Annotated in this window: 24 protein-coding genes; 8 read left to right on the top strand and 16 right to left on the bottom strand. The window is 54.3% G+C overall.

The window, feature by feature from the left end; genetic code table 11:
- Positions 1–282 precede the first annotated feature (282 nt).
- Positions 283–513, top strand: a complete 231-nt coding sequence (locus ABF463_RS01175) for an acyl carrier protein (protein ID WP_415531703.1) — start codon at positions 283–285, stop codon at positions 511–513.
- A 179-nt stretch (positions 514–692) separates the two neighbouring features.
- On the opposite strand, the gene ABF463_RS01170 is transcribed toward ABF463_RS01175, so the two are convergent.
- Positions 693–845 carry a hypothetical protein gene (locus tag ABF463_RS01170; RefSeq protein WP_415531702.1) on the bottom strand — a complete coding sequence of 51 codons (153 nt, stop codon included), beginning with the start codon at positions 843–845 and terminating at the stop codon, positions 693–695.
- Positions 846–1,074: 229 nt separating this feature from the next.
- On the bottom strand, positions 1,075–1,335 hold the full coding sequence (rpsT, locus tag ABF463_RS01165) for a 30S ribosomal protein S20 (RefSeq protein WP_415531701.1): 261 nt from the start codon (positions 1,333–1,335) through the stop codon (positions 1,075–1,077).
- A gap of 170 nt (positions 1,336–1,505) precedes the next feature.
- Here rpsT and gpr point away from each other — a divergent pair, with 170 nt between their 5' ends.
- From gpr to ABF463_RS01150, 3 genes are all read left to right on the top strand, one after another.
- Positions 1,506–2,420 carry a GPR endopeptidase gene (gpr, locus tag ABF463_RS01160; RefSeq protein WP_415531700.1) on the top strand — a complete coding sequence of 305 codons (915 nt, stop codon included), beginning with the start codon at positions 1,506–1,508 and terminating at the stop codon, positions 2,418–2,420.
- Positions 2,421–2,627: 207 nt separating this feature from the next.
- Positions 2,628–3,026, top strand: a complete 399-nt coding sequence (locus ABF463_RS01155; RefSeq protein ID WP_415531699.1) for a hypothetical protein — start codon at positions 2,628–2,630, stop codon at positions 3,024–3,026.
- Positions 3,027–3,096: 70 nt separating this feature from the next.
- Positions 3,097–3,537, top strand: coding sequence for a hypothetical protein (locus tag ABF463_RS01150; RefSeq protein ID WP_415531698.1), 441 nt, complete (start codon positions 3,097–3,099; stop codon positions 3,535–3,537).
- 84 nt (positions 3,538–3,621) lie between these two features.
- On the opposite strand, the gene tsaD is transcribed toward ABF463_RS01150, so the two are convergent.
- From tsaD to sufC, 13 genes are all read right to left on the bottom strand, one after another.
- Complete coding sequence (gene tsaD / locus ABF463_RS01145) at positions 3,622–4,626, bottom strand: tRNA (adenosine(37)-N6)-threonylcarbamoyltransferase complex transferase subunit TsaD (protein WP_415531697.1); 1,005 nt, start codon at positions 4,624–4,626, stop codon at positions 3,622–3,624.
- 142 nt (positions 4,627–4,768) lie between these two features.
- Positions 4,769–5,227: a ribosomal protein S18-alanine N-acetyltransferase gene (rimI, locus tag ABF463_RS01140; protein ID WP_415531696.1), complete on the bottom strand. Its 459-nt coding sequence runs from the start codon at positions 5,225–5,227 to the stop codon at positions 4,769–4,771.
- The gene (locus tag ABF463_RS01135; protein ID WP_415531695.1) at positions 5,224–5,655 is read right to left on the bottom strand and encodes a low molecular weight protein arginine phosphatase; all 432 of its coding nucleotides are present in this window, start codon (positions 5,653–5,655) and stop codon (positions 5,224–5,226) included. Before ABF463_RS01135 ends, rimI begins: the two co-directional genes overlap by 4 nt.
- A gap of 41 nt (positions 5,656–5,696) precedes the next feature.
- The gene (gene polA / locus ABF463_RS01130; RefSeq protein ID WP_415531694.1) at positions 5,697–8,309 is read right to left on the bottom strand and encodes a DNA polymerase I; all 2,613 of its coding nucleotides are present in this window, start codon (positions 8,307–8,309) and stop codon (positions 5,697–5,699) included.
- 22 nt (positions 8,310–8,331) lie between these two features.
- On the bottom strand, positions 8,332–9,186 hold the full coding sequence (locus ABF463_RS01125) for a DNA-3-methyladenine glycosylase family protein (RefSeq protein ID WP_415531693.1): 855 nt from the start codon (positions 9,184–9,186) through the stop codon (positions 8,332–8,334).
- Positions 9,187–9,323: 137 nt separating this feature from the next.
- Positions 9,324–9,938 carry a PilZ domain-containing protein gene (locus ABF463_RS01120; RefSeq protein WP_415531692.1) on the bottom strand — a complete coding sequence of 205 codons (615 nt, stop codon included), beginning with the start codon at positions 9,936–9,938 and terminating at the stop codon, positions 9,324–9,326.
- A gap of 131 nt (positions 9,939–10,069) precedes the next feature.
- Positions 10,070–11,296: an MFS transporter gene (locus ABF463_RS01115; RefSeq protein ID WP_415531691.1), complete on the bottom strand. Its 1,227-nt coding sequence runs from the start codon at positions 11,294–11,296 to the stop codon at positions 10,070–10,072.
- 152 nt (positions 11,297–11,448) lie between these two features.
- Positions 11,449–11,820 (bottom strand): VOC family protein, encoded by a 372-nt coding sequence (locus ABF463_RS01110; RefSeq protein ID WP_415531690.1) that lies wholly within the window; start codon positions 11,818–11,820, stop codon positions 11,449–11,451.
- A 140-nt stretch (positions 11,821–11,960) separates the two neighbouring features.
- Positions 11,961–12,395 (bottom strand): Fe-S cluster assembly sulfur transfer protein SufU, encoded by a 435-nt coding sequence (gene sufU, locus ABF463_RS01105; RefSeq protein WP_415531689.1) that lies wholly within the window; start codon positions 12,393–12,395, stop codon positions 11,961–11,963.
- Positions 12,382–13,611 carry a cysteine desulfurase gene (locus ABF463_RS01100; protein WP_415531731.1) on the bottom strand — a complete coding sequence of 410 codons (1,230 nt, stop codon included), beginning with the start codon at positions 13,609–13,611 and terminating at the stop codon, positions 12,382–12,384. Before ABF463_RS01100 ends, sufU begins: the two co-directional genes overlap by 14 nt.
- A gap of 10 nt (positions 13,612–13,621) precedes the next feature.
- The gene (sufD, locus tag ABF463_RS01095) at positions 13,622–14,725 is read right to left on the bottom strand and encodes a Fe-S cluster assembly protein SufD (protein WP_415531688.1); all 1,104 of its coding nucleotides are present in this window, start codon (positions 14,723–14,725) and stop codon (positions 13,622–13,624) included.
- Between the two features lie 202 nt (positions 14,726–14,927).
- Positions 14,928–16,334 (bottom strand): Fe-S cluster assembly protein SufB, encoded by a 1,407-nt coding sequence (gene sufB / locus ABF463_RS01090; RefSeq protein WP_415531687.1) that lies wholly within the window; start codon positions 16,332–16,334, stop codon positions 14,928–14,930.
- A gap of 31 nt (positions 16,335–16,365) precedes the next feature.
- On the bottom strand, positions 16,366–17,112 hold the full coding sequence (sufC, locus tag ABF463_RS01085; RefSeq protein ID WP_415531686.1) for a Fe-S cluster assembly ATPase SufC: 747 nt from the start codon (positions 17,110–17,112) through the stop codon (positions 16,366–16,368).
- A 370-nt stretch (positions 17,113–17,482) separates the two neighbouring features.
- On the opposite strand from sufC, the gene ABF463_RS01080 reads away from it, so the two are divergent.
- Together ABF463_RS01080 and ABF463_RS01075 are read left to right on the top strand one after the other, a co-directional pair.
- Entirely contained in the window at positions 17,483–18,226 is a 744-nt protein-coding gene (locus ABF463_RS01080) for a hypothetical protein (RefSeq protein ID WP_415531685.1), read from the top strand.
- 197 nt (positions 18,227–18,423) lie between these two features.
- Positions 18,424–19,365, top strand: coding sequence for an FAD:protein FMN transferase (locus tag ABF463_RS01075; RefSeq protein ID WP_415531684.1), 942 nt, complete (start codon positions 18,424–18,426; stop codon positions 19,363–19,365).
- A 68-nt stretch (positions 19,366–19,433) separates the two neighbouring features.
- On the opposite strand, the gene ABF463_RS01070 is transcribed toward ABF463_RS01075, so the two are convergent.
- Positions 19,434–20,189 (bottom strand): EAL domain-containing protein, encoded by a 756-nt coding sequence (locus ABF463_RS01070; protein WP_415531683.1) that lies wholly within the window; start codon positions 20,187–20,189, stop codon positions 19,434–19,436.
- Positions 20,190–20,319: 130 nt separating this feature from the next.
- Between ABF463_RS01070 and ABF463_RS01065 the strand changes: the two genes are divergently transcribed.
- Both ABF463_RS01065 and ABF463_RS01060 read left to right on the top strand, forming a co-directional pair.
- On the top strand, positions 20,320–22,011 hold the full coding sequence (locus tag ABF463_RS01065) for a DUF4080 domain-containing protein (RefSeq protein ID WP_415531682.1): 1,692 nt from the start codon (positions 20,320–20,322) through the stop codon (positions 22,009–22,011).
- A gap of 148 nt (positions 22,012–22,159) precedes the next feature.
- The gene (locus tag ABF463_RS01060) at positions 22,160–22,828 is read left to right on the top strand and encodes a DUF3298 and DUF4163 domain-containing protein (RefSeq protein ID WP_415531681.1); all 669 of its coding nucleotides are present in this window, start codon (positions 22,160–22,162) and stop codon (positions 22,826–22,828) included.
- The last annotated feature ends 128 nt before the right edge of the window (positions 22,829–22,956 follow it).

Here is a 22,956-nt window from a genome sequence, read left to right as displayed (position 1 = left end):
GTTTCTGTTTGCTTAGCCTGAAAATGCCTCTTGTTGGGTGGCTTTTGCAACAATACTGCACTTGAACAGAAAAGCAACAGGCGCCTGCTTGACAATGGGCGCGCGCGCATGTAGAATAATAGAGCGATTGGACTTGATACGGTGTAAGTCCGATGGTGGTTTTGGCACGTGCATGTACCGACGTTGCCACCTGCCGTTGACACGGCGGCCGCTGTAAGAATCGCCGGTGGACGGTTTTTTGCAAAAAGGCCGTTGATACCAACCGAAAAGGAGGGACAACGAATGGTATTTGAAAAAGTGAAAGAGACGCTCTGCGAGCAGCTGGATGTGGAAGAAGACAAAGTTACATTAGAGGCTTCCATCATTGATGATCTTGGAGCGGATTCTCTGGATGTCGTCGACTTGATTATGTCGCTTGAAGAGGAATTCGAGATCGAAATTCCTGATGAAGATGTCGAGCATATGAAAACAGTAGGCGATATCGTCAAATATGTAGAGGAAAAAACGAAGTAAGATACGTGCTTGCAAATGGGCAGTTGCCGGCAAGCGGGTGATACTTTGAAAAGGGAGTCGCGTTTTTGTGAACGTGCTCCCTTTTCCTCTGCGCAAAAATCCCGCAGAAGCCCAGACGACGGTCTGACTCCTGCGGGATTTTTGCATGGGACAGGGATACGCGTTATATGGGGGAGACTTTAGGCAAGCCCGCAATCCACATAGTCTTTCCATTTTTCATTGTAGGCTTTTTCGCGGGAAACACGATACAGAAAATATGCGACCCCGCCGGATACTGCGAGCAAAACTGCTGCCGCAGTGACCAAAGCGCCTACCGTATGGGTGAGTTTCATAAAAAGCCTCCGTTTCCGATTGGGTACGGTTCAATGCCATGCATACCGTAACCTCGGCATTCTCTTATAAAAGCATGATAATCTATTTTTTACAGAAAGTCAACTTGACCGTCTGCCTGTTGGTGAAATGGCTGCATATAAAAATTCCGAAAAACGTGCAGTACGCTTTTCGGAATCTGTTTTGTATGCTTAAAAGAAATACGCACGGCTCAATACCCGTAAAACCCGCTTATTTCGCTTGGTTAAACGCTTTTGCAAGCTGGGACTTTTTCCGGGCGGCGGTATTCTTATGCAGAATGCCCTTTGCGACAGCTTTGTCGATTTTGACAACGGCTGTTTTAAGCGCATCCGCTTTGTTTTCAGCACCATCGCTCACGGCGACCTGCGCCTTTTTAATGGAGGTGCGCAGTGCGGATTTAAACGCCTTGTTGCGCAGCGTTTTGACTGCAATGACTTTCACGCGCTTCTTGGCGGATTTAATGTTTGGCATGTTGACACCTCCTTTTTTCACATAAACCAGTAACTATAAGTATAGCATGGATTATGCCATAATGCAATACTTTTTTAAAATTGTCGATATCCACTTTTATAACGTGCGTATTTGCGCATAACGGGATGCGATGGGGAAATAATAGAAGAAAATGTAAAGGCGGTGCGTTCGTGGCACAGATACGGACAGACCTTGCCGTAGAGGCACATGAGATTGCAAAAAACGCGGGCAGACTGACGGGCGTGGAGTCGTCTGAGGAAACCATCGGCCATGTGAAGTGCACACGGGTGAAGGTCCTGGACGAACATGGAGAGCAAGCCATCGGTAAACCGGTGGGTACCTATGTGACCGTGGAAGTGCCGGGGTTGGACGATACAGAAGGAGAAACCTTTTTGTCGGCAGTGGAAGCCGTAGCCAGGGAACTGGGCGAAGTGCTAAAGGGAATGCAGGGCGAGGTGCTGGTGGCCGGGTTAGGCAATGCTGAAATGACTCCAGACGCCATTGGGCCGCGCAGTGTACAGAATGTGTTGGTTACTCGGCATGTGGCGGGTGAACTCTCACAAATCAGCGGCATGGAGGGTACGCGGGGTGTTGCCGCTATCGCCCCCGGTGTTTTAGGGCAGACCGGCGTGGAAGCTGGAGAGATCTTAAAAGCGCTGGTGCTCAAGTTGAACCCTGCGGCAGTGATTGTTGTGGATGCGCTGGCATCCCGCCGTGCGGCGAGATTGGGTAATACCATCCAGATTGCGGACACCGGTATCATTCCGGGTTCCGGGGTGGGCAATGCGCGTTTCGCGGTCAATCAAGAGTCGCTCGGTGTGCCGGTGATTGCGCTTGGCGTGCCCACAGTGGTGGATGCCGCTACTCTTGCGGTCGATTTGATTGAGGATGCGGGATTCCACGCCGACGAGGCGGCGCGCGAAAAAATCCGGCACAGTGCATGCCCGAACGACACGCCGATGTTTGTCACACCGCGTTTCATTGATCTGATCGTGGAGCATGCCGCCCGCTTGACCGGTTTTGCAATCAATCGTGCGCTCAATCCCTCTATTTCCTATGACGATATGGTTGCCATGCTTGCTTGACGGGTGCAGCCCGCGTTTGCATGCAGATAAAGCGATGCAAATCGACCGGTGCACAGTCTGTAAGCAGGGGTGCATCGTTCGCATAACCCTTTTCCGTAACGCATATATTGGCGGTAAAAGGACATCCCCCCAACCGGAGGGATGCAGATGTGACATGGTGCAAACTGGAGAAGGTTTGCACTTCTGTAGGGAAAGGGCGTGCAAAACATGCGGATCATTATGGGAAAAGTGCATCAAGACCGGGCGGTGCATCCGAGGCAAGTCACAGTGCCGGGTCGGGCGCACCGTGCCATCCCAGCAAAACCGGCGCAGCATAGCAAGAAGCAGCGATCGGGCAACGCGGTGTTTGTGCTGCTGGGGGCGGCATTTATTGCCACAATCGCCGCGGGTGTGCACGAGGGGATGATTGCCCGGTTGAGCGGGACGACACAGAAAGCGGCGGTACTCAGCGCGCAGATGTCATATCCACATGGCGGGCAGACTGTCGCCGCGCGCGAAATGAATAAGTTACAAGGAATCTTTACTGGAACCGCACAGCAAAAGAGCCAATCGGCAGCCTCCGAAAGCAAACAGGTGGAAAAGAAAGAGACTGCATCCGGCAAATAACGCAAACAGCGGCGTTTTTTGCTCTCGGTTGCAGACGTAATAGCAGGAAGTAGCATACAGGGGATATCGAATGAAACGTCCGTTTTGGAAACCGAATGACCGCATTGTGCAGGCACCACCGCGCCCACGCGCAGTGCGGATACTCACAGGTCTTTTTTTGGCAGTGGTGGCCGCGTCATTTATCACGGCGGTTGGCGTAGTAGATTACCAATCACGCGTGGTCGGCTGGAACCAGCATCAGCAGGAGTTTGGCATTTTGCTAACAAAAGATGACATAAAGATTACCCTGTTGGGTATGAAGGGCACATTTGCGCTTCAGCCGGTTTACCAATCTGTGGCCTATGCACGGAAATATCAGCAGGGCATAGACACAATAAAACCTGCGCCGGCATGGCTGGCACAGGCGGTGGGGAAAGTTGCAGTACAGGCGCAGGGCTGGAGAGTGCGGCGCGCGGTGCTGTTGCTCTGGGGCCACGCCGGGGATCTGCGTCCGCTTTTGGAAATGGAATAGACACACTAGGCGTTTTGCAATATGAAGAAGCAGCCGGATGATTTTTTGAAAGTCATCCGGCTGCTTTAGAGAAAATGGAGTTGTTTATCCAATCTCCATATTGGCACAGGCGTTTAGTCCTGCATCGGCGGTGTTTCCCGCTTGTATCTCATAATATGCCTGCGCACCGATCATGGCGGCGTTGTCTCCACAGAGCTCTAGGGGTGGTAGATACAGTTTGCGCCCGCTCAGGGCGCAGTCGTCCTCGACACGTTTCCTAAGTGCGGTATTGGCTACCACGCCGCCTGCCAGCACCAGTGTGCGGCTGTCTGTATCGTTTGCCGCGAGCAGGAATCCGTGTGCCAGCATGTCCACCACGGCGGCTTGAAAGGAAGCAGCGACGTCCTCCTTGCAGATTGTTTCGCCTTTTTGCGCGGCATTGTGTACATAATTGAGCACGGCGGTCTTCAAACCGGAAAAGCTGTAGTCATAGGGTGCGCCGTCCACATGGGGGCGCGGGAAATGGATAGCCTTTGCGTTACCCGCCCTGGCCGCGCGGTCGATGGCGATACCGCCCGGATAAGGGAAGCCCAGTGCACGGGCAGCTTTGTCAAAGGCTTCTCCGGCGGCGTCGTCCCGCGTGCGGCCAAGCACAGTGAAATGGGTATAGTCCTCTGCCTGCACGATGTGGCTGTGTCCGCCGGATGCCACCAGACAAAGGAACGGCGGTTTCAGTTCGGGGTGGGCCAGATAATTGGCGGCGATATGCCCACGCAGATGATGCACGGGGATGAGTGGAAGACCGCGCGCCAGCGCCAATCCTTTGGCAAAGTTGACGCCCACCAGCAGTGCGCCAATCAGTCCAGGCGCATAGGTGACGGCCACAGCGTCGATGTTGTCTAACGTGCAGCCTGCGTCACTTAGCGCCTGTGTGCAAAGCTGTGCAATCACCTCCACATGCTGGCGGGAGGCAATCTCCGGAACCACGCCGCCATAAAGGCGGTGGGTCTCAATTTGTGAAGCGATGACGTTGGACAGCACCTGTCGGCCGTCCCGCACCACAGCGGCGGCGGTCTCATCGCAGGAAGATTCAAAAGCAAGGATATTCAAACGGATTCACCTTCGATCGGCATCATATAAAAATAATGTTAGAACAACGCTCAGCGTGTTTTAAGGGGCAGCTGTGCAAACGAGATGGGTTTAAGCGTAAACAGGTCTCCATGGCCCGGATAAATTATCTAATGCCATCCTGTCATCCGTAGAATTTGGTCATGATATAGGCATCTTCCGGCGGCTGGGCATAATATCCCGGGCGGATGCCCATGGTGCGAAAACCGCAGGAATGGTACAAGGTGATGGCGGCGGCGTTGGAGACGCGCACCTCCAGCGAGAGGAACGACAGCCGTTTGTCGTGTGCAAACTCATCCAGCGCCGCAAGAAGTGCGCGTGCGACCCCCTGATGGCGCTGTGCGGGTGCGACGGCGATATTGTATAGATAGCCCTCGTCCAGCACCCACGACATACCCGCATAGCCCGCCAATGCTCCGCCCTGTTCGGCTACGAGGAACAGGGCGGCAGGGTTTTGCAGTTCCTCCACAAATGCGTCCCGTGACCATGGGTCGCCGAAACAGACGCGTTCCAATGCGGTCACATCCGCCAGATGGCATCTGTCCATGGGCAGAATATCAAATGATGCCGCCTCGCCGCTCATGCGTCGAAATACTGCCCGATGATGCCGCGCAGTGCCTCGAGGATTTCATCGCGGCAGGTGCGGTAGACGCGCAGATTCTGGCCGTAGGGGTCATCAATACCGCTGCCGAGAATATGTACCTTAGGCAGATATTCCGGCAGGACAGACTCAATGGAGGAATAATGAGAACGAGTCATGACATACACATCATCGGTATCTTCGAGAATTGCACGGGTGAGCGCCCGCGCACGGTGGTAACGCAGGTCAATGCCGATCTCTTTAAGCGCGGTGATGGCGTGTGCCGAGGCGCGGTCGCCCTCCAGTCCGGCGATGCCCGCACTGGAAGCGGCAGGCGGCAGGCCGCGCTCTTGGAGCATGTGGTTAAAGATAGCTTCCGCCATGGGGCTGCGGCAGAGGTTGCCGGTGCAGACGAATAAAACCTTTTTCATAAATATCCCCTCCCTATATCTGAAATGATGTGGACGACGTTTCAGCCTTTTGCGTCGTACCAGGTGCGGCCGGTGTGTACATCGGCTTCCAGTTTCACACGCAACTGCATGGCGCCTTCCATTTCTTCTTCCAGGATACGGCCGGCCTGCGCGGCCTCGGCCTCCGGTGCCTCCACGATGAGTTCATCGTGTACCTGCAAAATCAGAACGGACTGTAGCTTTTCGTTTTCGAGCCGGTCACGCACGCGCACCATGGCGATTTTGATGATGTCGGCGGCGGTGCCCTGAATCGGGGTGTTCCGTGCCACGCGTTCACCGAACGCACGCATGTTGTGGTTGGAGGAAAGCAGCTCGGGCAGCATCCGACGCCGGCCAAACAGCGTTTCTACGTAACCTTTTTCATGTGCCTCCCGAATGACCTTTTCCATGTAGTCCCGCACGCCGGAGAACTTTTGCAGATAGCCTTTGATATAGCTGTCCGCCTCTTTGACACTGACGCCGATATCCTGCGAGAGCGAAAACGCCCCGATGCCATAGACGATGCCAAAGTTGACGGCTTTGGCTCGCGAGCGCATAATTGGTGTAACATATTCCGGGGGCATCCCGAATACCTGCGAAGCCGTGATGGTGTGAATGTCCTCATGGCTGTTGAACGCCGAGATCATGGCAGTGTCATTGGCGATGTGTGCAAGAATGCGCAGTTCAATCTGTGAATAGTCCGCATCCACCAGCACCCAGCCGGGGCGCGCTACAAAAAAGCGGCGCAGTTCACGCCCCTCTTCGCTGCGTACGGGGATGTTTTGCAGATTTGGCTCGGTGGAACTGATGCGTCCGGTGCGGGTTTCCACTTGATTGAAACTCGAATGGATGCGCCCGTCCGGTGCGATGACTTTGAGAAGGCCGTCGGTATAGGTGGATTTAAGCTTGCTTAGCTTACGGAAGCCGAGCAGGGTGTCGATGACCGGATGCGCGCCTTTTAGTTTGTCCAATACATCGGCATTGGTAGACCAGCCGGTTTTGGTCTTCTTCCCATGCGGAAGTCCCAGCTTGACAAACAGCGCTTCGCCAAGCTGTTTGGGCGAATTGAGATTGAACGGGTAACCTACCGCCTCAACGATCTCCTGTTCCATGGCGGTAAGCTTTTTGCCAAGCGTCTCGCCATAGGCGGCGATGCCAGCTTCATCCACCATGAACCCGATGTGTTCCATCTGTGCCAGCACGCGGGCAAGCGGCAGTTCCACCTCATGGTAAAGGCGTTCCTGCCCGTTGTCCGCCAGTTTTTGCAGGAGCACCGGCGCGAGTGCCTGTACGGTCAGCGCAGTGGTGACGCAGGCAGCCAGTTCCTCCGGCGCGTTTTCCACCGTTGGGGGAAAAACGGTGTATTCCTCACAAAGCCGGGCGGGCAGATACGACGAAGCCAGCGGGTTGAGCAGGTAGGCCGCCAGCATGGTGTCGCCGACCTCCTCATCCGCAATAGTGAAGCCCTGCCGCATTCCGGCCGCATAGACCGGTTTGCTGTCGTGTGTGCGCTTGCCGAGAGCTCCGTCTGCAAAAAAGGCGGACAGGAATGCATCGAACCCCGCAGTCTGTCCTTCCAACGCGCAGGCGATGCCGTCTGCCAGCGCAAACGCAATGCCGGTGATATATTCGTTCTCCGCAAACCGGCACGCAAAATTCACCGGGCTTTCCGTGTGCAGACGGGCCAGCAGAGTCATGCCGTCGGGTGCGATGGCACAGCAGATCGTTTTTTGCGCGTCGGGTGCGCCAGCCTGCGCGGGCATATCGGCGGTCACCCCCATTTTTTCCATCAGTTTGAACAGCTCCAGCTTTGCCATCAACAATGCCAGCGCGTGGCCGTCCTCTTTGGTATTGGCAAGGGCAGTGGGGTCGGTTTCCACCGGTGCGTCAATGCGGATTTTCGCCAGCTTTTGGCTCATATACGCGCTGTCTTTACCTGCCTGCAATTTGGCGCGCAACGCGGGGCGGATACCGGCATCCTCCAGATGGGCGTAGATAGCATCCAACGAGCCGTAGGTCTGCATGAGTGAAAGCGCGGTTTTTTCACCTACACCCGCCACCCCGGGGATGTTGTCCGATGCGTCGCCCATCAGCGCCTTAACGTCAATCATCTGCGTTGGTGTGACACCGTATTGTTCCCGGATGGCGGCTTCGTCGTAGATCGTGGTCACCGGCTGTCCGGCCTTGGTGGCGGCGAGCCGCACGGTGGCGGTGGGGGCAACCAGTTGGAAGCTGTCACGGTCGCCGGTAAGCAGCACGCAGGTGTCCCCGCGCTCGCCGCAGGCATGTGCCTCGGTACCCAAAATGTCGTCCGCTTCAAAGCCTTCGGCCTCCAGAATGGGCAGCCCCATGTGCCGCAAAAGCTGTTTTAAGACCGGCAGCTGAGCGGCCAGCTCTTCCGGCATTTTTTTCCGTCCGGCTTTGTAGCCGTCATATGCCAGATGGCGGAATGTTGGAGCAGGCAAATCGAACGCCACAGCGACGACGTCGGGCTGGGTCTCTTCTTGTGCTTTGTTGAGAATATTCAAAAAACCGACAATGGCATTGGTATATTGCCCGTCCTTGGTGGAGAGCAGACGAATGCCGTAAAATGCGCGGTTGATAATGCTGTTGCCGTCGAGTACGAGCAGTTTCATATGGAATTTCCTCCGGGCGCGGCTATTTTGATGAAGCGGCATGGCAGCGTTCGTAATGGAACAGGAACTGCTGCGCGATGCCGCCGAGCGGGCGCAATGCTTCGGGAAAGCCGTTGGGATAATAAGCGGCAAGGATACGCCGCACCCAAACATCCACCGGAAAGCAGTCGAGCCGCCCGCAGCCAAACAACAGAGCGCAGTCAGCCACCTTTGGCCCTACGCCGTGAATGGTCTGGAGGGCGGCACGCGCATCGTCCAGCGGCATGGCGGACAACTGCTCAAGCTGCACTGTTCCGTCGACCACTTTCCGCGCGGCATCCAGCACGTATTTGGCGCGGAATCCACAGCGCACGGGTGCGAGCTCCTCTACGGATAATCCCGCCAATGCTTCCGGCAAAGGAAATGTAAATCCCCCACCCGGAATCGGTGTGCCAAACGCGGTGCAAAGCCGGTCGATAATGCCTTTGATGCGCGGGATATTGTTGTTCTGCGAAAGAATGAAGGAGCAGAGTGTCTCCCAAGGTTCCTGCCGCAGCAGACGCAGACCGGGCGCGAATGCCACGGCGCGTGCGAGCGGGGTATCTTGCAAAAATGCCGTGCGGATGGCGGTGTAGTCCCGATCCAGATCAAAATAACGCCGCCAAAGCGTGTCCATTTCATCGATAGACGCGCCAATGAGCAGAAGGTCTTCCCCATCCTTTCGCAGACGAAGCCTGCGCCCGTGGGCAATCCCAGCCCAGACGCCGTCGGGCTGTCTTTCCCAGCGAAAACACTGCCCGTTCTCAAACACCGCAGACGGGTCAAAATCCGGTGCGGAAACCAGAACGGTATGTTGTGCTGTGGTCGTGGTCGCTGTCATTGCATTCTCCGGTCCCATCCGTTTAGCATCCCTATACAAGGCATCCTGTTATTATGTGCTATTATACCATATTTTCCGCGTGAGCGCCCGCCGCTGTCAAAAAAGCCACCGGTTTTATCCGGTGGCCTTACAATATGTAAAATTCGGGTTGAAACTCAAAATGTCTGTTTGCGCCGCAACTCAATCTGCTGGCCAAATACCCATCGGTGGATCTCGTTGGAATCTTTTTGGGAGATGTTGACGAAGTGGCAGCCATAATGAAACCCATTGGGCGAAATTTCACGGCGGACGATCTCCGCAGTCAGCGGGATATCCCGCGGTGTTTCACGGAAAGTGAAAACAAAATTAAAACCAATATCGAACCGTTCTTTACAGGCAATATAAATTCCTTCGGCGCTGACATTTAGGATGGTTACATGCAGCGGTTTTTCAAACGGGTGCTCACCGTCCGAATCGGCGTAAAACCGGAAAAGATACTCCAATTCTGTGTTGACGCGCGTATTATTGCGTTTTTGCCGGTTGGCAACGAGTTTGAGAGCAGTGAGCCGCACATGTGTTAACAGTGCGGTTTGGATGCGTCCATCATATACGCATTCGCCCATCGAAGCATTGTAAATGTGTATGCGCACATCCTGTCCATCATAGACCCAGCCGGTGGTGTCTTTGACCGTGGTAATCTCCATGACACCACTCTCGAAAGCACGCACAAATCCCTCTACAATTGGGTTTCTATCCGTATCGACAATGACGCATTTGTCAAATTCATGCATAATTTAGAACCGCCCTGTCTGAATAATCTGATGATACTCCATTATAAATAGAAACAGCAAAACCACTTTATTATATAGTATCGGATTGCACTGTGATTTGCAAGATGCAAATGAGAATTCCCAATCATTTTTTAATGATTGGATTGCAAAGAAACCGGCATCTTTCGTTTGCAGAAGAGGACAAGGAACAAATTCCCGAGCAGGATGCCCGCGGTAATCAAGAAGATGTGGGAAAAACCCAGGTGTGCCGAAACAAACGACCCGAGCAAAGGTCCCAGCACAAGGCCCAGGTAAGTCATGGCCTGGTTGTAACCAAAAACACGGCCAAAGATATCGGACCGCGACGTTTTTTTAAGCAACGTGGAAACGATAGGCATGATGCCGGCCTGTGAGACGCCGAACAGGAATCGCAGCCCCATCAGCTGCCACGCGTTTTGGACAAAAGCCATGGGGATAAACAGGATGCCGGAGAATAAAAGCGAAAAGAGCAGGATGCGCATATAACCGGTGCGGTCTGCAAGCCGCCCGATGAGAGAAGCGGTCAGCAGAATGCCGACCCCTGTCGCGGATATGACAATGCCGGAAAACAAGCTGATTTGTCCCGAAACGGTATGGCTTTGTTCAAACAGCTGACGGACGAAAAGGGAAACGATCGGTTCAATGGACTGGTTGGCGGTGTTGATGAGACAGGTGGTGACCATCAACATGATGAAAAAGAACCGGCCGTCAATCGCCGCAAGCAACGGGCCTGGTTTGGAGTGGGTGACTACGGTGAGCGGACGGTCGGGCAGGTCGCCTTCTTTGATAAAAAGTGCTGCAATCAAAAAGGACACAAAAAGAGAAACAGTGGTTACAAAAAAAGTGTTGCGGATATGGATGGTGGTGTCCAGATAGCCGCCGATGACCGGTCCCAGCAGTGTGCCTGCCATCATGCCGGTGGACAGGGTGGCCAGTGCCCAACCGGCTTTTTTGTCCGGTGTCACCCGCGCAATCAGCGCGTTGGCGGATGGGTTGTAGCCGGAGACCAGCCCTTGCAGCAGTCGGAAAAGCAGCAACAGCCAGATGGAATGGACAAACGGATAGGCAAAATTGGACAGTGCCAGCCCCATGCTGGTGCACATCATGACGGTCTTGCGCCCGTGGATGTCGGCCAAGCGCCCCCAAAGGGGAGACATCAGCGCAGCCGCGACAAACGTGATGGAAAACGCGGCGCCGGAAAGCAGCGATACGGTGCCGAGATCTTTCACACCCATCTGCTCAATATAAAACGGCATGAACGGCACCACGATATTGATGCCGCAGCTGGTGGTAAACGAGCCCAACCAGCAGACGATGAGATTTCTTTTCCAGAGTTCCATGGTATTCTTCCTGTCTACAGTTTCAGCTAAAGGGTCGCCTGTTGCCACAAGGCAAGAACCTGTGCACACACAGGTCCTTGCCTTGTCAAACAAGCGCAGTTCCGTCGTCAGCCGCCCAAAGCAGGGACGCGGACCAGTCTGTTATCTACCGGTTACATTTCTTTAAACAATTCGATCTTGTTGCCCGCGGGGTCCCGCACGAATGCGATGCGGACAGGCAGCCCCGGTTCGCTGGGGATGGTCAGGCTTTCGGGCGCGGACACACTGGTGCAGCCGCTTTTCAGCAGATCCGCGTAGGCCGCGTCTACATCGGTACAGACATATGCCACATGGGCGTAGCCCTTTTCTTCGTCAACAGGGAAAAATTCGAGGTGGGTACCGTCCGGGGACTTGAGCATAGCTCCCCCGTCCCACTTCAAACGCAAGGCGTAACCCAATTTGGATGTGTAAAAATCAATGCTTTGCTGGATGTCGTCTACCTTCATGCAGATATGGTGGACACCTTGAAAATAGGTTTGGCTCATGGAAACTCCTCCTTTACACACGATACGGATGTGAGTATTATACTCCTCAATGGTTTGTCAATGCAAGGAAACCGCACAGATATACGAAAACCCGCCATCGATAGCCGGTGGCGGGTCATTGCATTTTAATATGAAATCAGTCAATCCTTTTTGCCGTCCATCGCATTTTCAAGTGTATGCCAGCCAAGCACCGCACATTTTACACGCGCAGGCATATTGCCGATGTTCTTGAGCGCAACGGCCTCGTCCAATACTTCAAGCTGTTCGTCATCTGTGATCTCATGCTTGATCATGCCTAAAAAGGTCTGCGCGAGCTTTTTTGCCTCATCCACTGATTTTCCTTTGATAAGGTCGACCATGATATCGGCTGAAGCCTGTGAAATAGCACAGCCGATGCCGGTAAACGAGGCGTCCTCAATGAAGCCGTCTTTCACCCGCAGTTCCAGTTCAATCTCATCGCCGCAGCTCGGATTGTGGCCCTTGAGGACGGCAGTCGGGTTTTCGATGTGGCGCTTGTTGGCTGGGGACGCGTTATGCTCCGTGATAATTTCCGTATAAATGTTATTTAGATCCATAACCGAGCACTCCCCGTACTTTCCGCACGCTTTCGACAAATGTATCTACATCCTCGGGCGTGTTGTAAAAATAAAAACTTGCGCGACAGGTCGCATTGATGCCCAGATACCGCAGGAGCGGCTGTGCACAGTGATGCCCGGCGCGGATAGCGACTCCGTCTGTATCCAGAATGGAGGCCACATCATGCGGATGCACGTCTGCAATGTTGAAAGAAATGACGCCGCATCGGTTGCCTGCGCCGCCGTCGCCATAGATGGTGACATAGTCTAATTCGCGCAGGCGGCTGAATGCGTAATGCACCAGCTTGCTGTCAATCTCACGAATATGGTCGTAACCGATTTTCTGAATATAGCGAATAGCGGCGGCAAGCCCCACCGCGCCGCCCACGTTTTGGGTGCCCGCTTCAAATTTTGCGGGCAGCGGCGCGAAAGTAGCTTCCTGCTCATATACATATTCTATCATATCGCCGCCGTAAAGGAAAGGCGGTATTTTATCAAGCAGTTCCCTTTTTCCGTACAGCACGCCGATGCCCATGGGGGCAAGCATTTTGTGACCGGAGAATACAGCGAAATCCGCGTCGATATCCTGCACATCCACTGGAAAATGCGGGATGCTCTGCGCAAGATCCACCACGGCTACCGCCCCGACGCTATGTGCCTTTTTTACAATCTCTTTCACCGGATTGACGGTGCCAAGCACGTTGGATACATGCACAATAGCGACCAGTTTCGTCTTTTCGGTGATTTTTTTCTCGATCTCTTCGGTGGTGATGCGTCCGTTTTCATCCAGATAGAGATATTTGAGAATTGCACCGCGTGCTTTGGCCACTTGCTGCCACGGGATGAGGTTGCTGTGGTGTTCCGCAATGGAGATGACAATCTCGTCCCCCTCATTGATAAAGTGCATCCCATAGCTGTATGCGAGCAGGTTGAGAGATTCGGTGGTGTTGCGGGTGAAGATGATTTCCGCATCTTCTTTTGCATTGATAAATTCACGCGTTAACGCGCGTGCGTCTTCATACAGCTCGGTGGCCTTCACGCTCAAAGCATAGTTGCCCCGGTGCGGATTGGCGTTTTCTTCCGCGTAATATTGCCGAACCGCGTCGAGCACCGGCAATGGTTTCTGTGCGGTCGCCGCGCTGTCAAGATAGACCAGCCGCTTGCCGTTTGCTTTCGTTTGCAGGATCGGGAAGTCGGACAAGTCGATGTGTGCCAATGCCGTTTTACTAATCGTCACTTTCGTTCAACCTCCCTACAATGTGGTCTTGCAAATCGTTGCGGATGGATTCGATGGGGATGCGCGCCAGGATGGGTGCAAATTGAGCCTCAATGATGAGCCGGCGGGCATCTGTTTCGCTCAGCCCCCGCGACATCAGATAGAACAGGCGGTTTTCATCGATACGTCCGGTGCTGGCCGCGTGTTGACCATCCACGTCTTCTTCTTCACAAAGAATGAGCGGGGCGCTGCGTCCGCGTACCCGCGGGCTGAGAAGGACGGCATATTCCTCCTCGTGTCCCTTGGAGCCTGCGGAGCCGCGCTTGAAATCAATGGTGCCGCGGAAGATTTTTTTGCTTTCTCCCAACATGGCGCCCCGTGACAGAATCTCACTGGTTGTCTTTTTGCCGGTATGCTCGGCAACATAGTTGATGTCAATCGTACGCTTGCCGTCGCCGAGGTAAATATTTCCGATTTCCAGGCGGCTCCGATTGCCGGTCAGTTTGCATTTGGCTGCCGCATAAGCGCGCGAGCCGCCTAACTCCGCCTGAATCAATTCGATGGTGCCGTTTTCGAACGCTGTACCGCCCACGTCCGAAAAATGCGGACATCCGGTTCCCAATACCTGCACCTGCACCAGTGTGATTTTCGCGTCATGTTTGGCATAAATACGGGTCAGGCCGGCGTGAAAACCTTGCAGGTCGTTGGCGGAGCTATAGCGCAAGACCACGGTGACACTGCTGCCCGGCTCGGCAATGATGGTATTTTCATCCGTGAGGACGGGATTCTCGGCATCCAGCGTGTAATCGAAGACCAGCGGTTCGGCGACCTGTGTGCCTGCCTTGATTTCCACGAACACACCCGCATTGTGGTTGGCTTTGACAAAATCGCGTACCTGTGCGCCCGCGCCGGTTTCGATGTCGCCTTCAAGAAAAACGATGTCGCTTTTGAGCACTTCGCTCACTTTCACGCCTTCCGGCCAACTTTCCGGCAGTGAAAGAGCGGTGTAAGGCGTCACCTCGGGGATCTCAGTTTCCAACGTCTCGCCATTTACACCCAGCCAACTCCATGTGGGTGTGGGCAGACGGTCAATATCCTGTAATTCCAATTTCATATTCTTCACTCCCTGCGGGCACAGCCCGTTTGATTGTTCAGGAAAGCTACGATCAAGCAGCAGCTCCCAGCCTGAAACGGGAGCATCTCCCATTTCCACCCCTGCGGGCACAACCCGTTTGATTGTTCAGGAAAGCGGCGGCTTTCAAGCTGTGTGCCAATTCTGCACGTGCCTTTACCTAAACTCCAAAAGTGACCGGTGGTCACCCGATGGAACCTTCCATTTCAAGTTTGATGAGATTGTTCATCTCCACGGCATATTCCAATGGCAGTTCCTTGGCGACAGGCTCCGCAAACCCGCGAACGATGAGCGCACGGGCATCTTCTTCGCTTAAGCCGCGGGACATGAGGTAGAAGATGCTGTCTTCGCTGATGCGTCCGATGCGAGCCTCGTGCCCGATGTCCACATCATCGTTGCGGATATCCATGGCAGGCACGGTGTCGGAACGGGAAATCTGATCCAACATCAAAGATTCGCAGGAAACACTGGAGCGGCAGCCGGATGCATTTGGCGCGACCACCACACCGCCGCGGTAGACGCAGACGCCGCCGTCCTTTGAAATGGATTTGGTGTTGATGGTGGAATAGGTGTGCGGCGCAGCATGGACGACCTTTGTGCCGGTGTCCAGATGCTGGCCTTTGCCCGCAAACGTGATGCCGGTGAATTCTGACCGCGCGCCCTCGCCTTTTAGGATGCTCATCGGGTAGAGCATGGAAACGTGGGAGCCGAACGAACCGGATACCCATTCAATGCTGCCGTTCTTCTCAACAGAACATCGTTTGGTGTTGAGGTTCATCATGTTTTTCGACCAGTTCTCAATGGTGGAATACCGCAGGTGCGCGTCTTCCTTCACGAACAGTTCCACGCAGCCGGCGTGCAGGTTGGTCACATTATATTTCGGGGCGGAACATCCTTCAATGAAGTGCAGGCGCGCACCCTTTTCCACGATGATGAGGGTATGCTCGAACTGCCCCGCGCCCGGCGCGTTCAGCCGAAAATATGATTGGAGCGGAATGGACACATCCACGCCTTCCGGCACATAGACAAATGAACCGCCCGACCAGACCGCGCCGTGCAGCGCGACAAACTTGTGGTCGTCCGGTGGCACCAACTTCATGAAATACTGCTGGATAAGGTCCCCGTGTTCGGTCAGCGCGCTTTCCATGTCGGTATAGACCACGCCCTGCCTGGTCACTTCGTCCCGCACGTTGTGGTAGACGACTTCGGAATCGTACTGTGCGCCCACGCCGGCCAGGGATTCCCGTTCGGCCTTTGGAATGCCCAGCCGCTCAAACGTATTTTTGATTTCGTCGGGAACTTCTTTCCAGTTCCCCGCCATCTTGGCGTCCGGCCGGACGTAGGTGACGATGTTGTCCATGTCCAACTCGTTAAGAGAAGGCCCCCACTTCGGCAGCGACATTTTGTTGTATATTTCAAGGGATTTCAGCCGGAAATCCCGCATCCACGCGGGGTCGTGCTTTTCTTCGGAGATACGCTCCACAATCTCCGGCGTCAGCCCTTTGTGTACTTTAAATTGTGCTTTGTCTTCGTTTTTGAAGTCATAGATGCTGCGGTCAACATCCGCAACATTACTTTTCTGCTTGGACATGCCTTCACCCGCTTTCTTCAATGGAATGCATTTATACGGCGGCTTTCAGACCAGTGAAGCCGGAGGTGTTGATCTCGTCGATGAGCGCGCGGTCGCCGGAACGGACAATTTGACCGTCCACCAGCACATGTACCGACGACACGTCCACGAATTCGAGAATCTTTGTGTTGTGTGTGATGATGAGCAGACCGTTTTCCGCATTTTTGTATTTTTCTACGCCCTGCGAGACGATCTTTACTGCGTCTACATCCAGTCCGGAATCCGTTTCATCCAGAATTGCCAATTTCGGGTGAAGCATCAGCATTTGCAGAATTTCGTTTTTCTTTTTTTCACCGCCGGAGAATCCCACATTTAAACCGCGCTCTGCGTAGCTTTCATCCATCTTCAATTCCGCCATGGTGGCTTCCAATTCTTTTTTGAATGCGAAAATCTTCACCGGCTTTTGGGTGATGGCGCCATAGGAAGTGCGCAGGAAGTTCTCTACCGACACGCCGGGGATTTCCTCGGGGCTCTGGAAAGACAGGAACAGACCGCGCCTGGCGCGCTCGTCTGTCTTGGTGTCGGTAATATCCTCGCCTTCAAAAATAACCTGTCCGCTGGTAACCTTGTATTGCGGATGCCCCATGATGGTATTTACCAACGTCGATTTGCCCGCGCCGTTCGGCCCCAGCAACACGTGCACTTCCCCTTTGTTCACAGTCAGGTTCAGTCCTTTTAGGATTTCCCTGCCGCTCGCTGTCACATGCAGATCGCGAATTTCCAGTAATTTTTCCGCCATGATTATCCACTCCTTGTATTTGTCGCGCAGGTAGCGCCGCGCGTTAGTATTTTATAAAAAAAGCCGCCGGGATACCGGGTCGATGTAAAAAGCGCCTGTTTGCGGCTTGATGGAACCGCTCGTGTTAGGTTGAATGTATTATACCACAATAGTATAGTTTTCGCCATGCCTATTCAAAAAAATCTTAGCACAAATTTTTTATGCAACAGCCTCGGTAGTTGTTCGCGTTGCCTAAGAAGTGGCAATGTGCCTATTTGACACGGTTTCGGAAGGCCGGTATAATGAAAAAATCGGAGAAATGGCTGCTGGAATCCGCGGGCTTGTGAAAATGTCCTTACATTGTCATCGTTTTTGCCGATAAAGCATATAGATGAAAACCATCATGTGTGCCGAATACTGTTCGGTGGAGCAGGCAGCGAAAGGGATGGCAGTTATGGATGGACCAATCAATCCGGTAAATGCGACGCGGACCGAACGGGTGCAGGGTACAACCAATCTGCCGGTTGATCCGCAAAAACTGGCCGCGCTGCGTGCAAAACTCCAGCTGCCGCCGCTGCCGGCACAATCCGGCGGTGCATTGGGGGCCGACCAGGTTATTATCAGCGAAATGGGTAAGGCACTCTGTCGGTTTGCCCAGACGCTGGAGCACGACCCGCAGATGCTGGCATCCTTTACATCCAATTTACCGGCAGCACTGCGCGAAACGGTTTTGAACCCGCCAAACGGGCAGCCGGTGAATTATGACGCCGCTTTGCAGCTCTGCATGGCCTTGTATGGTCCGGAGGTGACGGCGCGCGCGTCTGCTTATGGACGCAACCGCAAGCGTCGGATCGACCGTTTTGATTATTACCGGGCGCTGATGGAACACTTCGGCTTGCAATATGACGGGAACGCTCCCGATACGGGCGAAGACAGCGGTTCCCTTTGGGATCGCTTTCTCAATCGCCTTCGCACCATGCTATCTCAGCCGGAACAGGCTGAGGAAAAACCAACGGACAAGCCTGTGCAGGGGAGCGGGCCGGAAATGGAAAAAGCAGCCGGCGATGCAGAAAAGCAGCCTGCTCCAGGGGAAAATCCACCGACCCCGCCGGATTTACCGCGGCTTTGGCCGTAAACACCGGTGCATATCGATTGCGCGTAGTAATCCCAAGAGGGCCTGTAGCTGTAATGCCTAATAATAGAAAAACATAAAAAGCAAATTGAAAATCCGGTTACAGTGTGTTCACGTTCTGTTCGCAAACCCGGCGCAGAATGGAAAAGAACAGCGTACATTCGGAGTTTGAGGACGAGCCGGAAAGGAGTGCCTTTCGGATGGCATTTTATATATCATGGAGCGGTCACACGCGCGACCAATCCGTTGAACGCGCCGTAGCCCTCCAAGCCCACGGCGACGGCGCGAAAGAAGCCATGGAGGCGGCAGCAGCGCGTGTGCGCGACATTGACGCGCACATGTCTTTTTTTAATGCGCAGAGTGAGGTGTCCGCCATCAACCGTAACGCGGGGCATGGCGATGTGTGCGTGAGCCCGGATACATTTTTTGTTGTTAAACGCGCCTTGCAATATGCCGAACAGACGTCCGGCTGTTTGGACATCACCATCGCGCCGGTATTGCGGCTGTGGGATGAGGCCGGACGCACCGACACCGCGCCGGATAACCGGGCATTGGGAAAAGCGCTGAGGCTGGTCAATTATAGAGATGTACTGCTTGGTGCGAGCAGTTTTAGAATACGGCTGAATTATGAGGGGCAGGCCATCGACCTCGGGTCAATCGCGAAAGGGTATGCTGCCGATGAGGTGAGAAAAATTCTGCGTGCGCGCGGCGTAAAATCCGCCCTTATCGATCTGGGAGGAAGCGCGGTGGCGCTCGGCGCCAGACCGGATGGCAAGCCGTGGGAAGTCAAGCTGCGTTGCCCGGGGAGCAACCGGCCGGACAAAATGTTCGGTTCGGTGGAGGTCATCGACCGCTCGGTGGTGACGGCAGGCGCGGGCAGCCGACCTGTTATCGACACGAAGACAGGCCGGCCGGTGGACAGTGGTCTGCGCAGTGTAACAGTGATTGCGGAAAGTGCACTGGATGCGGATGCGCTTGCATTCACCGCGTTGCTGCTCGGTCCGGAACAGGGGCGCAAATTGGTGGAGGATCAAGGAGCCGAGGCGGTACTGGTCACCACGGATGGGTTGCTGTGTGTGACGGACGGGCTGAAACCGCATTTCTGCCTGTGGGATACGCGTGTGCTGACCAACGGGGAATGATTACGACAGAAAAGAAAAACACAAGGCCTGTCCCTGTTCTGATTGGGGCGGGCCTTGTGGGGATTGAATCATGTGTCTGAAATTTCGCGGCGCGGCACGGCGGTTTGCTCCAGCAGGATGCGCGCGGGCTCCCGCAGCGTCGGGCACATCGTTTCCGGCGGAGACAGAAAATTACCTTGTGCGTAGGCAATGCCGCTTTCTGCCAGTGCGCGCAGCTGTTCTGCCGTGTGCACGCCCACGGCAATGACCTGCGCATGAGTCATTTGTGCGAGCGCGCAGGCACTTTGATAGGAACCTCCTGTTTCCAGGAGGGATATTTTAATATAATCGGGGTGTAGATTATGTACGCTCAGCAACTCCGTGCTGCCTGGTACGGTGTTGTCGCAGGCGATATGAAAACCCGCTTTTTTTAGTTGCTGCACCAAATCGATGAAACTGCCGAATTTACAGATATCTTCTTCCATGGTAAATTCCAGAACGATTCTGTCTGCGGGGTAGCTTTCTTCGCGGGTGTGCAGGATATCTTCCGCTTTTGTGAACCGGTCGAAAAGAGCGGCTGGGTCAATGTTGATGAACAAAAGCCCTTCCGCATGCTGTTCCCGCGCACAGTGTAGAATGGTATCGCGGCAAAGCCTATCCAATTCTGGCAGACGGTTGTATCGTTTGGCTTCGCTGAACAGTGCAAGAGGGGCATGCAGTGCTCCTTCCGGTCCGCGTGTCAATGCCTCGTAGCCGAAGATGCTTCCGGTTTTTAGGGCGACAATGGGCTGAAAAAGTGTTTGCACCAGATTTTTTTCGAGTATTTCGTCAAGTTGTGTGCTCATTTTCAACTTCCCTTCGCTGTCCAACGCAATTGCGCAGGCAGATACGATGACAACAATGATGTTATTTTATCACATGTGGTCGGTTATGTAAATTATGGCAGAAAAATTTGATAGTACGGGGAAAAAGCAAATGAAAGTTGTTTTGACAGTGCTTAATGCGCAATATGTGCATATGGCGTTGGCACCATGGAGCCTGAAAGCCGCCTGTGCCGATCTTTGCGAGGTGGTCGTGCGGGAATACACCATCAATCGGGATGACCGTGCTATTCTGCGCAGCCTAGTGGCGGAACGCCCGGATGTGCTGGGCTTCTGCACATACCTCTTCAATATTGAGCAGGTATGTGCACTCGCAGCGGATATCAAAGCGCTGCTTCCGGAGACGGTGATTATCTTTGGTGGCCCGGAGGCAGGGTATGACCCGGCTGTTTTCCGCAACTGCCCTGCTGTGGACTACGTGGTGCGCGGAGAAGGGGAAACGCCGCTGCGTGGTTTACTGGAGGCGCTGCGTGATGGCTTGGAACCGCAAATCCCAGGTGTAGCAACCAGAGAGCGGGATTGCCCACCGGTCGTGGAAAGCAATCCGGATGCCTTGCCTTCTCCCTATACCGATGAGATGCTGGCCGCGTCCGCCGGACGCATCCTGTATTTTGAAGCCTCGCGCGGGTGCCCGTTTCGCTGTGCATATTGTTTGTCCTCTCTGGGGGGCGGAGCGCGTTTTTTCGCATCCGACCGTGTGTGTACAGAGCTTGCGCGCGTGCTGCATTCTCCGGCCAAACAGATTAAGTTTGTCGACCGCACATTTAACTGCCGTCTGCCGCGCGCCAAAGAGATCGTGAGTGCGGTGTTGGCGATGGCGGCGGAAGAGCCTGCTATCGCATCTAAACACATTCATTTTGAGGTGGCCGCCGACTTGTTTGATGATGAACTGATTGGGCTGTTCGCGCAGGCGCCTGTCGGGCTGTTCCAACTGGAAATCGGCATTCAGAGTTTTCACGCGCCCACGCTGGAGGCCGTCCACCGGGCAAGCGACCTTATGCGGTGTGCCCGCGCGATCTCCCGTCTGTGCACGCCGTACAATGTGCATATTCATACTGATCTGATTGCCGGGCTGCCGCTTGAGGACTATACGGTTTTTGCACGCTCGTTCGATGCACTGTACGCGCTTGCACCCCATTGTATCCAGCTCGGTTTCCTGAAAATGCTCAAAGGTGCGGAAATGCGTGCGGTCGCCGACCGTACGCCCGGATATTTATATTGTGAGAAACCCCCGTATCAAATTCTGCAAACGCCTTGGATGTCGTTCATGGAGCTGGGCAAGCTGGAAGACATCGCGTTCTGTGTGGAACGGCTGTACAACAGCGGACGGTTTACGCTTTCCCTGCCGTATCTGATTGCCCGCTTCCCTACGCCGTTTGCGTTCTATGAAGCGTTTGCGAAAGCACTGCGGGCGCACGGCTGTTTTGCACGGCCGATCTCTTATCAGGAAGTCTGTGCGGAGCTGGTGGCCTTTGCCCAAACCTGTTTTTCGTCGGAACAGACAGACGCTCTGCGCGTCTTGATGCGTTTTGATTTTTACCGCTGCGACAATTCGGGCAATCCGCCGCACTGCCTGCCGCGCGAAGCGCCGGTATGTGCGCGTGCATTGTATGCGGGGCAAAAGGGAAGGCGCGTGCATTTTGAAGCGTTCCCGTTTGACCCTCCCGCTTTCGCAAGAACCGGGCAAAAGAGCGGGCAGGCAGTCTATTGTTTCAATTATACGCACCGCCATCCGGTCACGGGGCTGTACGCGGTGGAGAAAACAGAGATTCCCCCACGGCTCTGACACGAGGATGCACGTTCTCGCTGCGGCTGCATAGACTGGACTATGCGATGCGATGGCGGCGGGCTCGGCCGCCGTAAATCAGAGGGCAGCCGCCCGGACGCCGCCTGCGCGGCGCCACGACAGCTGCCGCAACAAGGGGGCGCGGCGCATGAACGAGCAACCGGTTACCGTAACAAGACGCCAGATACAAGGCAAGCCGCAATACAGCGGCGTGACGATGGTGGAGATCGATATAGCATATCCGAGGGTGCTGACCAAGGGCAGTCCGGCGGGGCAGGTCATCAGCGTGGCCTACGACCATGTGGCTCGCCGGTTTTACGCATATGCGTCCAAAAAGATGTATGCGGACGCAGTGCTGGCGTGGCGGGATGCCAAGAAAAACGGATTTCCATTCAATACATATCAGGCGGTTATGACCTATGAGGTGCCGTTCAACCACGGCGGCCTGCTTTCCATCTATTACGACCAATATACTTACACCGGTGGTGCGCATGGCAACACAACGCGGCGCGCCGACACATGGCGGGCGTGGGATGCACGCAGGCTGCCGCTGAATGCGTTTTTTTACAACGCGGGCTATCGGAATATAATCTTCCGATCAATATTTGCTCAGATTCAGCAGGACCCTGACAAATATTTTGAAGATTACCAGAAAAACGTGTTTCAATACTTCGATGAACGGAATTTTTATCTCACCCCGCAGGGGTTTGCCCTTTTCTTCCCGCTGTATACCATTGCGCCATATGTGAGCGGCATCCCGGTATTTATCGTGCCATACGAATTGTTTGGCGAATTGCTCAAAATCCGTCCGGTCTGACAAACGGCGCAAGTACGGACAGCTATACGGAGAACGTCCCTTTTGGCGTACAGAAGGGGCGTTTTTTATTATTACATGAAAACCATATTTATAATAATTTTATTTTTAAGCACGGTTGTTTTTAAAAA

The organism is Ethanoligenens sp. (assembly GCF_047718355.1).
Lineage (GTDB): Bacteria > Bacillota > Clostridia > Oscillospirales > Ethanoligenentaceae > Ethanoligenens.
This window is presented reverse-complemented; position numbering and strand designations above follow the sequence as displayed.

What these genes read in the sequence shown, in the direction of transcription:
- ABF463_RS01175 (WP_415531703.1), top strand. Translation starts at nt 283, where the DNA reads ATGGTATTTGAAAAAGTGAAAGAGACGCTCTGCGAGCAGCTGGATGTG.
- sufD (WP_415531688.1), bottom strand. Translation starts at nt 14,725, where the DNA reads ATGAAATTGGAATTACAGGATATTGACCGTCTGCCCACACCCACATGG.
- sufB (WP_415531687.1), bottom strand. Translation starts at nt 16,334, where the DNA reads ATGTCCAAGCAGAAAAGTAATGTTGCGGATGTTGACCGCAGCATCTAT.
- polA (WP_415531694.1), bottom strand. Translation starts at nt 8,309, where the DNA reads ATGAAACTGCTCGTACTCGACGGCAACAGCATTATCAACCGCGCATTT.
- ABF463_RS01120 (WP_415531692.1), bottom strand. Translation starts at nt 9,938, where the DNA reads ATGCATGAATTTGACAAATGCGTCATTGTCGATACGGATAGAAACCCA.
- rimI (WP_415531696.1), bottom strand. Translation starts at nt 5,227, where the DNA reads ATGAGCGGCGAGGCGGCATCATTTGATATTCTGCCCATGGACAGATGC.
- ABF463_RS01135 (WP_415531695.1), bottom strand. Translation starts at nt 5,655, where the DNA reads ATGAAAAAGGTTTTATTCGTCTGCACCGGCAACCTCTGCCGCAGCCCC.
- ABF463_RS01150 (WP_415531698.1), top strand. Translation starts at nt 3,097, where the DNA reads ATGAAACGTCCGTTTTGGAAACCGAATGACCGCATTGTGCAGGCACCA.
- ABF463_RS01075 (WP_415531684.1), top strand. Translation starts at nt 18,424, where the DNA reads ATGGCATTTTATATATCATGGAGCGGTCACACGCGCGACCAATCCGTT.
- ABF463_RS01065 (WP_415531682.1), top strand. Translation starts at nt 20,320, where the DNA reads ATGAAAGTTGTTTTGACAGTGCTTAATGCGCAATATGTGCATATGGCG.
- sufU (WP_415531689.1), bottom strand. Translation starts at nt 12,395, where the DNA reads ATGGATCTAAATAACATTTATACGGAAATTATCACGGAGCATAACGCG.
- ABF463_RS01060 (WP_415531681.1), top strand. Translation starts at nt 22,160, where the DNA reads ATGAACGAGCAACCGGTTACCGTAACAAGACGCCAGATACAAGGCAAG.
- rpsT (WP_415531701.1), bottom strand. Translation starts at nt 1,335, where the DNA reads ATGCCAAACATTAAATCCGCCAAGAAGCGCGTGAAAGTCATTGCAGTC.
- ABF463_RS01125 (WP_415531693.1), bottom strand. Translation starts at nt 9,186, where the DNA reads ATGGGACCGGAGAATGCAATGACAGCGACCACGACCACAGCACAACAT.
- ABF463_RS01070 (WP_415531683.1), bottom strand. Translation starts at nt 20,189, where the DNA reads ATGAGCACACAACTTGACGAAATACTCGAAAAAAATCTGGTGCAAACA.
- ABF463_RS01170 (WP_415531702.1), bottom strand. Translation starts at nt 845, where the DNA reads ATGAAACTCACCCATACGGTAGGCGCTTTGGTCACTGCGGCAGCAGTT.
- ABF463_RS01155 (WP_415531699.1), top strand. Translation starts at nt 2,628, where the DNA reads ATGCGGATCATTATGGGAAAAGTGCATCAAGACCGGGCGGTGCATCCG.
- ABF463_RS01115 (WP_415531691.1), bottom strand. Translation starts at nt 11,296, where the DNA reads ATGGAACTCTGGAAAAGAAATCTCATCGTCTGCTGGTTGGGCTCGTTT.
- sufC (WP_415531686.1), bottom strand. Translation starts at nt 17,112, where the DNA reads ATGGCGGAAAAATTACTGGAAATTCGCGATCTGCATGTGACAGCGAGC.
- ABF463_RS01080 (WP_415531685.1), top strand. Translation starts at nt 17,483, where the DNA reads ATGAAAACCATCATGTGTGCCGAATACTGTTCGGTGGAGCAGGCAGCG.
- ABF463_RS01110 (WP_415531690.1), bottom strand. Translation starts at nt 11,820, where the DNA reads ATGAGCCAAACCTATTTTCAAGGTGTCCACCATATCTGCATGAAGGTA.